This window comes from Breznakia blatticola, from assembly GCF_004365815.1.
Classification (GTDB): Bacteria; Bacillota_I; Bacilli_A; order Erysipelotrichales; family Erysipelotrichaceae; genus Breznakia; species Breznakia blatticola.
Genome location: NZ_SODD01000035.1, coordinates 14,230 through 27,218, shown reverse-complemented (window position 1 = coordinate 27,218; position 12,989 = coordinate 14,230). Strand labels below are relative to the sequence as shown.

The window sequence follows — 12,989 nt, the reverse complement described above, 5'->3', positions numbered from 1 at the left end:
ATGTGTTTGCTAGGATTGTAACAATTTGCACAAACAAATCCTCCATCACTAACACTAACTGCAACAATTTGATGCTCACTTTGGCAGTTTACACAGCCATCAACAAATGGTTCAATCCCAATAAAACGACAAAGTTCAGCAAGATATAACCCCAAAACAAGGTATGGATTTTTTGTTGAATCCAAATACTGTAAGGTATTCTCCAACAATGTATAAGCAGGTTCATCATCTAACTGTAAAGCATCCATAAGTTCTAGAATTAAACAACCAATGGCTTGTTTTTCTAGATCTCCTTGAATATGAAAGAAATTTTTCACCGGTTCTGCAATCTTTAGATTTTGTAAGCCTCTTGTTTCCTTGTAATCAAAATAAAATCGCGAAATTCTAAGAATGGAACATGGTGTTGCATTTTTCGAGTTGTGCTTTCTTACACCACGGGCTACAAATGTAATTTTCCCGTACTCTTGTGTAAGCACATCGACTAACGCATCATTGTCTTTATAGTCTCGATTATTTAAGATAATACCAATACAAGTATTATTCATCGTACTCCTTATATCCTAGTTCGTTTAGTTTGCTTTCCTTATTGCGCCAGTTTTCTTCAATTCGTACATATAGCTCGAGTGTTACTTTTTTGCCAAGTAATTGCTTGAGTTCTCTTTGTGCAGCTAAACGAATGTTTTTAATCATACTTCCTTGTTTCCCAATAAGGATTCCCTTTTGACTTTTTCGTTCGACTATAATCAAAGCTTGTAAGTATAATACGCCATCCTCTTCTTCTTTATTTTCAATAACAACCGCAACTCCATGAGGAATTTCTTCACGTGTATAAAATAACACTTTTTCACGAATGATTTCTTTGATTCGAAAATCATCTGAGCGATCACTAACCATATCCGTTGGATAGAATTGTACACCTTCTGGTAGATCAGCAATTGTCACATTTAGTAATTCATCAATGTTATCGCTATTTTTTGCACTAATGGGAATCACTTCTTTGAAGTCGAATTTACTCGCCCAAGTCACATGTGTTTCAATTAGTTGTTCGCGTGAAACTAAATCCACTTTATTTAACACAAGATATACTTTAGCATGTGTATTCTTAATTCTTTCTAATAAAAATTCATCACCTGTACCATATGGTTTTGTCACATCGACAACTAAGTACATAACATCTGCATCTTGCATAGAAGAATAGACACCTTTATTCATCGAACGACCAAGTGCTGTTTTTGGTTTATGTACTCCTGGTGTATCCACAAATACCGCTTGATAAGTATCTGTATTTAAAATACCAAGTATATTATTCCTTGTTGTTTGCGGCTTATCAGAAACAATCGCTAATTTAGTTTGCATCAGTGCATTTAACAATGTACTTTTTCCAGAATTTGGACGTCCAATAATCGCTACAAACCCGCTTTTAAAACTCATTACATACTCTCCGCATCAAAAGCATGAGGAAGTAAGCCTTCCACTGTGTATGTTTGAATTTCATCATCATTAGCAAGAATCACTTTTGCATCGCGTGGCATTAACTCCGCCATAACTTGACGACATGCTCCACATGGTGTTGTAATTACATCTGCTGTAGTTACAACATAAATTGCTTGAATATCTTCTTTACGAACTCCATGAGAATATGCATAAAATAGCGCACTGCGTTCTCCACAGTTACTTAATCCATAACTCGCATTTTCAATATTTGCACCAAAGTATAATTGATCTTTTGTTTGCACACAAGCAGCTACTCTAAAATTCGAATATGGTACGTATGCATTTTTCAAATATTCTCTAGTTTGTTCAATAATCTTTTCCATTTAAATTTTTCCTCCAATAATAATACATGCGACAATAATCGCAAACATACAAGCCATCCATACAAATCCTGCACCCATATCTTTTAAATTACGGATTTTTGGATCTTGGTTAGGTTGTATGTAATCTAATGTTTTTTCAATCACCGTATTCATCATTTCTGCCACAATCACTAAAGCAAAGCAAATCACAACAGCAATCCATTCATACGTTTCTAGTCCTAACATCATAAAAAAAACAGATGCAACTAGTAACAACACCAACTGAATTCTTACACTAAAGTCACTAATAAGCAAGCCAAATCCGCGAAAGGCATTCTTAAACTTATTTATCCACAATTTCATCAAGAATCTCCCGTTGTAATGTAAACATCTTTGTTTCATCTTCTTCATTCATATGATCATAGCCAAACAAATGCAATAATCCATGCGTAAACAGAAAACAAAGTTCACGTTTAAAACTATGTCCGTATTCAACTGCTTGTCTTTTACAAGTATCAATACTAATAAAAATATCCCCTAATTCTATTTCATCCATTTCTGGAAGTAAAAAGTCAGGATCATCAAGTAAGGCAAAACTAATCACATCCGTTGGTCGATCAATATTTCGATACGATTGATTAATTTCATGTATCTGTTTATCATCCACAAAAATTACACTAACGACATAGTGTTCAGGTTTGTGAATCACTTCTTTTGTTTTTTTGTAGATTTCATCAAATTCTTTTTCAAATTCGAAAGTGAAATCATATTGATTTTCTATATGTACACTCATGTGGATATTATATCACAATTTAAAATCACTGAAAGAAATAGATACACTTATTCATTTAAAAAAATTCTGTTTTCTCAATCGATTACAGAATTCTTTGCATCATTTATGATTCGTTTTCAACTACGGTTTCTTGAATTCGCTTTACATTTGACAAGCAACTAATCATCAAGTAAATCATTGCACCAACCCAAGCAGTGACCTCTGCATAAAATATACCAGTACTTCCAATTACTAATGGAAATACAAGCGCACTAATCACCCGCATGAAAAACTCAATAAATCCAGAAATCATCGGCGCTACTGTATTTCCTAACCCTTGTAATGTACAACGGTATGTATATAGTAAATACAGTGCTGGTAAAAATAACGACATAATAAACAGATATTTATACGCAACATCTAACACTTGATCTGCATAACTTTCACTCGCAATAAACAGCGTTAATAATTGACGACCAACAACAATCAAAAATACTCCAACTACTACAGAAAGCACAAGTGATAAAACTGTCGATGTTCGTAATCCATCTACAATCCGTTTAATTTTCTTAGCACCCCAGTTTTGCGCAGTGTATGTTGTCGTCGCATAACCAAAACTTATTGCCGATGTTTCAAGTAAACCATAGAGTTTGTTGGTTGCGGTAAATCCAGCAACAAATATAATTCCATATTTATTGATGACAGATTGTAAAACCATTCCGCCTCCTGCAATAACCATATTTTGAAACATCAGTGGTGCTCCTAATTTCACAAGTTCTTGAATTCGTTTGTTATCTACAATCCAATCAGTTTTATCAAACTGTAAGAAATCCAATTTTCGTAAAACATGCAAACAATAGATGAAAGATAGTGCTTGGGCAATTAGTGTTGCAATTGCAGCCCCTGCAATTCCCCAGTGAAACACCATAACAAATAATAAGTCTAATAAAATATTCACAATTGCTGCAATCCCCATCGCCAACAACGGTGTTTTTCCATCACCAAACGAACGAAGAATTGCTGCACTCATGTTATAACATACACTGATTACGATTCCACCAAGCATAATATAGAAGTACGTAAGTGCACCTTGCATTAAGTTTTCAGGTGTTTGCAGTAAAATCAATAATCGTTTTCCTGATATCAACCCTACAACTGTTACAATCAATGTAACAAATATACAAATACGAATCGACATCGTAATCGATTTACGAAGTTGACTATAATCTTTTGAACCAAAATCCTGCGTTACACGAATGGAACATCCCTGTGTAATCGCTTGTACTATCCACAAAAACAACCAATACGTCCAATCTGTAGCACCTAATGAAGCAAGTGCTTCAACACCAACTCCTTGGCCAACAATAATCGTATCCACAATCATATATAATTGTTGACCCAAATTCCCTAATATTAGTGGTATGGCAAACAATACCATTAGTCGCAGTGGACTACCACTTGTCATATCCTTTACTCTACTCATATGTCCCCCCAAATCATTCACTACACATTCTATCAAAAATTAGCGTAAATTCTAACTATTTTTCATATAAAAAGCATCTTTCCCAAATATGGGTAGATGCTTTGTTTATTATTCTACGAATTCAAATTCAAATTCTGCTAATTCAATGGTATCTCCATCAGCTGCTCCTGCTTCACGTAAAGCAGAATCAACGCCTAGAACACGCATCTTTCTAGCAAATCGCTGTTGTCCTTCATCCGTATCAAGTGTTGCCATCGCAAATGCTGTTTCAATTTCTTCACCTGTAAGTTTCCAACGACCATTTCCAAGATTATGTACTTTAAATGGAGGTTTATCACCTTCATATTTATAAAGTACACCTTCACTTTTCTCTTCCTCATCATATAATGGGAAAACAGGTGTAACTTCAAGTAAATCAGCAGCTTTATAGATAATTGGTTCTAACCCTTCATCTAAAGCGGTCATCGTGGGATAAATTTCCACATCAGGATATGCTTCCTTAAAACGAGCTAGATTGGCTTCTGCATCATCCAAATCCATCTTGTTTGCCACTACAACTTGTGGACGTTCCAATAAACGATATTGGTACTCTTCCAATTCTTTATTAATATTTGCATAATCTTGAACTGGATCACGACCATCTTGTGCACCCATATCGACAACATGGATAATTACACGACAACGTTCAATATGACGTAAAAATTGATGTCCTAACCCTTTTCCTTGAGCTGCACCATCAATAAGTCCTGGTAAGTCCGCCATAACAAAACTACGTCCGTCTGGAACTTGAACCATTCCTAAGTTTGGTTGAATCGTTGTAAAGTGATAATCTGCAATCTCTGGTTTTGCGGCACTTACTACAGATAATAGTGTTGATTTTCCAACCGAAGGATATCCTACCAACCCAACATCTGCTAATACTTTTAATTCAACTTCAACATCTTTCACTTCACCTAATCCACCTTTTTCAGCGTATGTAGGTGCAGTATTTTTACTTGTTTTAAAGCGGAAGTTACCACGTCCACCTTTACCACCTTTACAAATGATCGCACGTTGATTTTTTCTTGTTAGATCCGCTAGAATACGTCCAGTTTCTGCATCTTTAACAATCGTTCCTAATGGAACTTTAATCACCGCATCTTCACCGACTGCTCCATGCATCTTTTTGGTTTTTCCATTTACACCATTAGGAGCAACAACTTTACGATTGTAACGTAAATCTAAAAGTGTTGATTTTCCTTCATCGACCATGAAAACGATGTCTCCACCTTTTCCACCATCACCACCTGAAGGACCACCAAATGGTACATATTTTTCACGACGGAAAGAAGACATACCCTTTCCACCATCACCAGCTTTGACTTTAATTTTAACTCTATCTATAAATTGCATATATGTACCTCACTTTACTTTACAAAATAAATCCCCGCGACTAGCGCGAGGATATTTAACTATGCTTGTGGATAAACTGAAACTTGAGTTTTCTTTTTACCTAAACGTTCGAATTTCACAACACCGCTAATAGTAGCAAATAATGTGTCATCTCCCCCACGTCCAACGTTTTTACCTGGGTGAATTTTTGTCCCACGTTGACGGTAGATAATAGCTCCAGCGTTTGCATGTTGTCCATCTGCCAGTTTTGCACCTAATCTTTTTGATTGAGAGTCACGACCGTTTTTTGTCGAACCAACTCCCTTTTTAGATGCGAATAATTGAATATCTAAACTGAATTTCATCATGATTACACCTCTTCTTTCGTTATCTGAATATATGCACTATAATTCTCAACCATGGTTTTAAGTTGAATGTATAGTGTTTTCAGAACGGTTTGCACCGTCTCTGTATTGTTTATAACAACAATTTTGATGAATGCATCATTCATTTCTAATGAACATGCATTTTCATCCATTACATGTAATGTATTTAATATACCTACTGCAATGCTTGATACACCTGCACAGACTAGATCTTGTCCATGTTCTGCACTATCTGCATGACCTTTAATTACAACTTGTGTAATTTGATCTGCTTTTGTATCAATTTTTACCTTTACCATAAATTATCCTTCGATTGCATCGATAGTTAATTTTGTGTATGGTTGACGGTGACCTTGTTTACGGTGAGAAGAACCTTTTTTCGCTTTGTATTTGTAAACGATAATTTTCTTAGCTTTACCTTGTTTTTCAACAGTAGCTTGAACTTTCGCACCTTCTACGTATGGAGTACCGATCTTAGTTGTTTTATCAGAAACTAAAACTACTTTATCAAAAGTAACTTTATCTCCTTCAGTCACATCTAATTTTTCAACAAAAATAGATTGTCCTTTTTCAACTTTAATTTGTTTTCCACCTGTTTCAATAATTGCGTACATAATATACCTCCTTCTTTCGTTAAGACTCGCCAAATAAGGTGATGCACGCATACTTATGTACCTTATGAAGAGCGGTTGTAAGCCACGAAGAAGCTAACAACATTGATATGTTACATGATTCATATCCAAAAGTCAATTAGAATCGTAGATTTCTACAACTCTTTGCCTATGTATTATACCCTAAATACCGACTAAATACTAGTTATACTTTGTCCAATCGCCAACGAAGTATCCTGCATCAATTGCTGGTATGTAACATTTCACATACCACGAAGGTTCAATCGTATCCTCAGAGGTTGGATATGCATTTTGATCAATAATAAACTCATAATAAGGAATTTGATACTTCTCAGATGAACTTCCTTTCAAATATACAAGACGACAATCTGTAATTGTTTCATCACGTATCTTATAATCCCAATTATATTCTTTAGTACTATTGAATTGCGGTCCATCAAGTACAAAACTGAAGTAATTTCCCTTCATTAAATGTTGATATGCTTCATCATAAGAAATTAGCTTGTGTTCACCAATGTTTTTTCTTGAAGATTCATTTGCTATAGTGATATGCATATTCATTGTGTTCTCAGGGAAGTTAATATCACGTGTGCTATAATCTAGTACATTTTCATTTAACTCTTCTTCATAATGTTGTGTATCTTTACTATGAAACTTATATACATAAAAACTAGATACATATATTTCTTCACTCGAGCGTTCATATTCTTGCTTTTTGCCTGTTACTTTTTCAATAATTTCTTTTGCAATCTCAATGGCTTCTTTGTTGGAAGGTGCTAATGTTTCTAATTCGTCAGATTCAAACCATATAGATATTTGATTATTTGTATCAATATCTACTTTGAAATGAATATCTTCTCTTCCTACTACTTGTGCTACGATTTTTTCAGTCTTCCATATTATGTACTTCATTTCAAAAGTAGAAGCCTGTTTATCAAAATATTGATTTTCATACACTGGAAGTTCAGTAATTGCACCATCCTTATTTGCATACGCATAATTTGTTAATTCTATGGGTTCAGATACTCCCATACCACCAATGACAGTATTCTTTAAAAACTCATCACTTTTGATATAACTTACAATTTCACCATTTTTTATTCTTTTGGCTATACTTGGCTTTTTATTTACAGGATTTGCTGTAACATCTTCATCTGATTTTAATATATTACTTGCAAACACACCAGCAATAATCATACATACAACTACACAAGCAAATGCTACTTTTGTTAGTACTTTTGATTTGCTTTTTCTTTGTGGTAGAGCTAGTAATGTATCTTCAAGTGTTTTATCAACTTTAATTGCATCATAAAAATTCTGATAGTTCTTCTTTTTCATAGTGTTTCCTCACTTAAGACCATCTTTAACTTTTTAAGTGATCGTCTTATACTCGAAGCGACAGTGTATTCATTTTTATTGAGCATTTGGCCTATCTCTTTATACGTGTATCCTTCAATATAATGTAAATACACATATACCCTTTCCTTCGGCTTTAATAATTCCAACTCGTGTTTTACTGTAATATGTTCTTTGCTAGCAAGTTCATATTCAAAATCAACATCCATTCGATTCTTTCGAAAGTGTCGTCGAAATAAACTATGACATTGATTTACGGTTACGCGGATCAACCACGCTTTTAAATGCGTTTCATCAATAAATTCATCTTGCTTAAACAGCTTCACAAAAACATCCTGTGTGATGTCTTTTGCATCCTCAAGATGATTAATGTTTGCCATTGCTACTCTAAGTACCAAATCTTGATACTTATGTACAATTCTTTCATACTCTTTAATATCCATACACTGCCCTCTTCATTATGTATACGTTTGACGATCATCCATTTGTGCATTGGATTACATTTTTATTTTTATATGAAAACAGAACACGATAAAGTGCTCCGTTTTTTGAATTCTAATTTAACTCAACGCGAACAATTTCTCCTTGTTCAACATACACATCAAAAGTATCAGTTTCAGCATAATTATTTTGATCTTGATACATGAATCTTCCTTGTGTGTCATATATTGCATAACCATTTACATCTTTTGCAATAATGGCTTGAAGTACTCCTTGTTGTACACCATCAATATGTAATGTCACAAAACTTGCATCTTCCCAATTTGTTGGATATGCAATTCCTTCAAAGTATATACTCCAACCATTTTCAGTTAGCAATAACATTGCATTGTCATTATTGCTTTTATATCGAAGTACCGGTTCTTGTAAAATAAGTTCATTATTTGCATCATACAACATATTAATATCTTCATTTTCACCATAGTGTAAACCAAAACGTGTAGCTTCCATATTGCGTATTGAAACATATGCATCATTTGCTTTTTCATTCAATAACTCTTCATATCGTTCATCCTGTAGCTGGTTATATTTCTCAATTACTTGTTGATTTACCTTTGGTTTATCATTTTTTATATGCGTTAGCAGTGGACGTAGTGTAAATGAAAGTATAACAAGCACATAAATAACTGCACCTTTTTTGATTTTACTGAATTTAGCACCCTTTTTTCTTTTCTCAATAGCACGTAACAGCTTATTCATTTTATATGCATTTGCATACGACTGTGTTGATGCTAGTATATCTTCATCCATCTTTTTACATTTGCGGACAAGAATGGCTTCAACTTGTTCTACAAATGTAGGATCCTTAATATACACTTGGACATCAGAATCAATAAAGAAAAGCGTAATTGTATCTTTTGATAATGAGCGTTCTAAATCTCGTTCGAATTTCTGAAGTAAATAGGTTTTTGTGACCACTTGTGATTCATCAATACTTGTATTATTAAATATTGAAGTATGAACCTCAGCATCTGTATTCACAACATTTAAATCTGTATCAAATAAAATCGATTTCTTGTCTTTTGTTTTATCAACACCTTGATTCTGTTCATTCTCGATATTCATAAATTCAATAGTATGAATCGGTTGTTCTAAGTTCTCTTCATGGTTTTCCATCGTATGTGTTGATGGTTTATGATCAACACTTTGGTTTGTATCAGTCATTAACGTGTGATCTTGTTGCTCCAAACTTATTGGTTCATCTGTTTGATTTGCATAATTTAAAGCTTGTTTATATGCCTGTTGGATACGTTGAAACTGTTCAGGTGCTTCTTCGGGATGATATTTCTTTAATAATTTTGCATAGGCATATTTGATAACTTTCTTATCGTTGGTCTTTTCGATTTCAAGTATTGTCCAGCAATCATCAAAGTAACTCATGATAAAAATCCTTTCGAATCATCGTCAGAGAATATATCCAAGCGATCCAAATCATTATCTTTTTCATACATATCTAATACACGGTGTGCTTGCTCGATAATTTGATGTTGTTTTCGTAGTGATTGGCCATTACTTTTCAATTCTTTCTCAGTTTCCATCCAATACTCAATCAAGTGTTTGCTTTTCTGTTTGCTTGTTTGTTCGCAGACACGAAGAATACGCGCTTCTAACAAATCAATTTCAGGTTTCCGTGTAATCTTAAGCGAAATGTCTTTGATTTGTTCAAGCGTTTGTTTTGAAGTGATATCTTCCAAGTAATCACTTTCCCCTACTTGGAAAATACTTCGCTCTTGCGTTGAATGTACTAACACTTCAACAAACAACATGGAATTAATGTCATATGAATACGTTAAGGTAAACATCTCTGGTCTATCAAAATTCACAGGAAGGTCTACATGCCGTCTTCCTAATAACACATTATACTTAGCATATGCCGATTCTCCTTGGTAAACTTGAATATTTACATGTTTTTGTCCCAGGTTTGCTGGTGAAAGTAGAAGACTTTTACTTGTCGGTAGTACTGTGTTTTTCTCAATAAGTACATCAGCTAAATGAACACTTGGGTCAATTTCACTTACGACTGCAGTAGATAAAGAAAATGGACAGACATCTGTTACAACTAACGAAGCCACTTCTTCTTTTCTCTCTTTAATTGCAATATATGTTCCCAAACCTTTCGCAACTAATAAATTCATATCAGGACTTGTCATAATCGGTATTGCTAGCAGTTCACGAAGATAGTCTTGTACAACAGGCATATAACTTGAACCACCAACCAAGATCACACCAGTAAATTCAGGTGCATGAAATCCGCTATCTTTAACCGCTGTACCAATTACTGTTTTTAGTTTTTCAAAGATTGGTTTTGCACAGGTATATAGCATATCTCTTGTAAAAAGTAATTCATAAGTACGTTTATGAAAGTGATAACGCATCCATACTTCGTCTTGATCTTGCAAAGCAAGTTTCACACGCTCTGCTTCATACAATAAACTATTTCTATTTGCACCTACAAAATCGTTCACTGTTTTTGCTGGAAATTTTGATTGTTGAATAAATGTATTTGCGATCGCAATATCAAAATCACTTCCACCAAGTTGATTATTTCCTGCAATCGCACAAATATTGATAACATTCGCAAAACAATCAACTACTGATACATCCAGTGTTCCACCACCAAAATCAAAAACGATAAATGTTTCATCTTCCTCTTGATCTCTACATGCAATTGCAGCAGCCGATGGTTCGTTGATCAGACGTTCTACTTTAATCCCAAGTAAATCGCCTATTTTTTTCGTCGCAAGTCTTTGCTTTGCATTAAAATATGCTGGAACACTAATAACAATCTCTTCGACTTTCTCTTGTAGATAAGCTTCTGCATCAGCAACGAGTTGTTGAACGACTACAGCTGATAATTTTTCAGGTGTATACTTATCCTTTCCTAAACGTATAATTGTTTGATTTCCCATTTCACGTTTAAATAATGCAGCTGTTTTATCTGCGTGATGCACCAATCGTTCTTTGGCAATTTTCCCTACAATGATTGAATCACCATCTTTACTAACAACACTTGGTGTTAAATAGTCTCCAAATGCATTTGGAATAAATTCCACTTTTCCTTCTTTGTAGACAACTGCTGTACTATTTGTTGTCCCTAAATCGATTCCTATAATAGCCATATTTCCCCCTTTAGCTAATTTTTCTAACACACACTTTTCTTATTTGTCTTACAACATTCCTTTTGTTAGTACTTGCGCAATACTAACTTCTTGATTACTACCTAGATCAAAAAATCCTTTGAACATACCATCTTCATCATATAGCCAGTTCAATTCTGTACCATACATACTATCATAAATTTCAAGTAGTAATGGTTGTAGTTTTGCTATTTCACTTGCTTTCACAATTGTAAAATTATCAGGATTTGAAACATATGTTTCATCATCTTCAATAGATAAAACATTCCAACCACTTAAGGTATCATCTGCAGTTTTCTCACGTAAACTATACCCCACTGGTTTTCCTTTAAGAATGTTTTTTGATACTACAAAATCTTTATACATTTTTTCATCTGCACACATACATTAACCTCACTTCATTTACTCTCATATTTTTTTACACATGATTGCTATCATCAGATATAACATTTTCCATCAATAATTGTATATATTCAGGCAAAAGCGAATACAAATCACTCGACTTATTTAACCACATATACGCTTCATGTTCATCGCTCAAAGTAATTTTCTCAGTATTTACATGCACAAGATAGGTAATCACATGCAAACTTGTTCCATCTTTTCGTTGTACATCCACTTTGTTTACTTCTTTTTGTATTTGTTCTTGTTGTATTTGAATACCCGTTTCTTCAAATACTTCACGAATAAGTGCATCGTTCATCATTTCATCTGCTTCAACGCGACCACCTGGTAAATCATATAAACTATCAGATGCATCAAACTTTGATTCTTCTACCGTTTTATGAAGAACTAAGAAATCGTTTTGCTTTTGAATTAAGGCTTTCACTGCGATTTGCTTTCTCATAATTCACTAGCTCCTTCATACTTTTTATGATCACGAATAATCACCAATATAGATACAAAAATCGGTATAGTTAGAAAGATTGCTTTATTTTGCAATGTTCTAGATGCAAGAAAGCCAAAAATTGCTCCTATGATAAACATGAAAATAATACCACCATAATGAAAGACATGAACTCTTGCTTGTTTATCATGATCGAATACCACTTTTGCGACATTTTCCATCATCGAACGTAAATTACCAGTAGCAACAGTTGTTGCATACGGTAGATTTAATACTTTACGAAAACTATTCATTTGCATTGCTGCTACTAAAGATATCGCAACATTTATCACTAGACTAGGAAATGTCATTGGCAGAAAACCAATGACGAATACTACAAGCATCTCAATTACTAATACAACTTGTCTCCACAACAAAACACCAAAGAATCGACGTCTTCGATGTAAATACTCACTAAGTAATACACCAAAGGCAAAAGCTAAAATCGGTGCAATATAATTAAGTGGTGATTTCACATCTGCACCAAACAAATTAACGGCAAGCAACACCATATTCCCCGTTTGCGCATTAGCAAACACACCACCATGACAAGTGTAAGTAAATGCGTCTAAATACCCACCGACAACTGCTAGTAAACCACCTACAAGTAAGCGTTCATGTGCATCAATTGACGTTGTTGATTGTTGTTTTTGCATGATCTTTTTCATC

General features: G+C 34.1%; 17 protein-coding genes and 1 other annotated feature. All 17 genes read right to left on the bottom strand.

The genetic code is table 11. The features are described 5' to 3' along the window. Positions 1 to 545 (bottom strand): DNA repair protein RecO (gene recO / locus EDD63_RS08815; protein ID WP_134170556.1); only part of this gene is annotated, 545 nt, incomplete at its 3' end. Then, entirely contained in the window at positions 538 to 1,431 is an 894-nt protein-coding gene (gene era / locus EDD63_RS08810) for a GTPase Era (RefSeq protein ID WP_134170554.1), read from the bottom strand. The genes era and recO, both read right to left, overlap by 8 nt. Then, positions 1,431 to 1,817, bottom strand: coding sequence for a cytidine deaminase (gene cdd, locus EDD63_RS08805; RefSeq protein ID WP_134170552.1), 387 nt, complete (start codon positions 1,815 to 1,817; stop codon positions 1,431 to 1,433). The genes era and cdd overlap by 1 nt, the downstream gene beginning before the upstream one ends. Beyond that, positions 1,818 to 2,159: a diacylglycerol kinase family protein gene (locus tag EDD63_RS08800; RefSeq protein WP_166667599.1), complete on the bottom strand. Its 342-nt coding sequence runs from the start codon at positions 2,157 to 2,159 to the stop codon at positions 1,818 to 1,820. Then, positions 2,140 to 2,589 carry an rRNA maturation RNase YbeY gene (gene ybeY, locus EDD63_RS08795; RefSeq protein ID WP_134170548.1) on the bottom strand — a complete coding sequence of 150 codons (450 nt, stop codon included), beginning with the start codon at positions 2,587 to 2,589 and terminating at the stop codon, positions 2,140 to 2,142. The genes EDD63_RS08800 and ybeY overlap by 20 nt, the downstream gene beginning before the upstream one ends. Before the next feature lie 103 nt (positions 2,590 to 2,692). After that, entirely contained in the window at positions 2,693 to 4,051 is a 1,359-nt protein-coding gene (locus EDD63_RS08790; protein ID WP_208318315.1) for an MATE family efflux transporter, read from the bottom strand. Positions 4,052 to 4,159: 108 nt separating this feature from the next. Further along, on the bottom strand, positions 4,160 to 5,443 hold the full coding sequence (gene obgE, locus EDD63_RS08785; protein ID WP_134170546.1) for a GTPase ObgE: 1,284 nt from the start codon (positions 5,441 to 5,443) through the stop codon (positions 4,160 to 4,162). Between the two features lie 59 nt (positions 5,444 to 5,502). Then, positions 5,503 to 5,787 carry a 50S ribosomal protein L27 gene (rpmA, locus tag EDD63_RS08780; RefSeq protein WP_134170560.1) on the bottom strand — a complete coding sequence of 95 codons (285 nt, stop codon included), beginning with the start codon at positions 5,785 to 5,787 and terminating at the stop codon, positions 5,503 to 5,505. Positions 5,788 to 5,792: 5 nt separating this feature from the next. Then, positions 5,793 to 6,107: a ribosomal-processing cysteine protease Prp gene (locus tag EDD63_RS08775; RefSeq protein ID WP_134170544.1), complete on the bottom strand. Its 315-nt coding sequence runs from the start codon at positions 6,105 to 6,107 to the stop codon at positions 5,793 to 5,795. Between the two features lie 3 nt (positions 6,108 to 6,110). Next, the gene (gene rplU / locus EDD63_RS08770; RefSeq protein WP_134170542.1) at positions 6,111 to 6,422 is read right to left on the bottom strand and encodes a 50S ribosomal protein L21; all 312 of its coding nucleotides are present in this window, start codon (positions 6,420 to 6,422) and stop codon (positions 6,111 to 6,113) included. A gap of 12 nt (positions 6,423 to 6,434) precedes the next feature. Next, positions 6,435 to 6,509: a sequence feature (ribosomal protein L21 leader region), on the bottom strand. Positions 6,510 to 6,620: 111 nt separating this feature from the next. Beyond that, complete coding sequence (locus tag EDD63_RS08765) at positions 6,621 to 7,778, bottom strand: hypothetical protein (RefSeq protein ID WP_134170541.1); 1,158 nt, start codon at positions 7,776 to 7,778, stop codon at positions 6,621 to 6,623. Continuing rightward, positions 7,775 to 8,239 (bottom strand): RNA polymerase sigma factor, encoded by a 465-nt coding sequence (locus EDD63_RS08760; RefSeq protein WP_134170539.1) that lies wholly within the window; start codon positions 8,237 to 8,239, stop codon positions 7,775 to 7,777. The genes EDD63_RS08765 and EDD63_RS08760 overlap by 4 nt, the downstream gene beginning before the upstream one ends. A 112-nt stretch (positions 8,240 to 8,351) precedes the next feature. Continuing rightward, positions 8,352 to 9,677, bottom strand: coding sequence for a J domain-containing protein (locus EDD63_RS08755; RefSeq protein WP_134170537.1), 1,326 nt, complete (start codon positions 9,675 to 9,677; stop codon positions 8,352 to 8,354). Continuing rightward, positions 9,674 to 11,416 carry an Hsp70 family protein gene (locus tag EDD63_RS08750; RefSeq protein ID WP_134170535.1) on the bottom strand — a complete coding sequence of 581 codons (1,743 nt, stop codon included), beginning with the start codon at positions 11,414 to 11,416 and terminating at the stop codon, positions 9,674 to 9,676. The genes EDD63_RS08755 and EDD63_RS08750 overlap by 4 nt, the downstream gene beginning before the upstream one ends. 48 nt (positions 11,417 to 11,464) lie before the next feature. Further along, positions 11,465 to 11,818, bottom strand: coding sequence for an immunity protein Imm33 domain-containing protein (locus EDD63_RS08745; RefSeq protein WP_134170533.1), 354 nt, complete (start codon positions 11,816 to 11,818; stop codon positions 11,465 to 11,467). A gap of 34 nt (positions 11,819 to 11,852) precedes the next feature. Next, positions 11,853 to 12,281, bottom strand: coding sequence for an NUDIX domain-containing protein (locus tag EDD63_RS08740; RefSeq protein ID WP_134170531.1), 429 nt, complete (start codon positions 12,279 to 12,281; stop codon positions 11,853 to 11,855). Then, positions 12,278 to 12,976: a YoaK family protein gene (locus tag EDD63_RS08735; protein WP_166667598.1), complete on the bottom strand. Its 699-nt coding sequence runs from the start codon at positions 12,974 to 12,976 to the stop codon at positions 12,278 to 12,280. The genes EDD63_RS08740 and EDD63_RS08735 overlap by 4 nt, the downstream gene beginning before the upstream one ends. Positions 12,977 to 12,989: the final 13 nt, after the last annotated feature.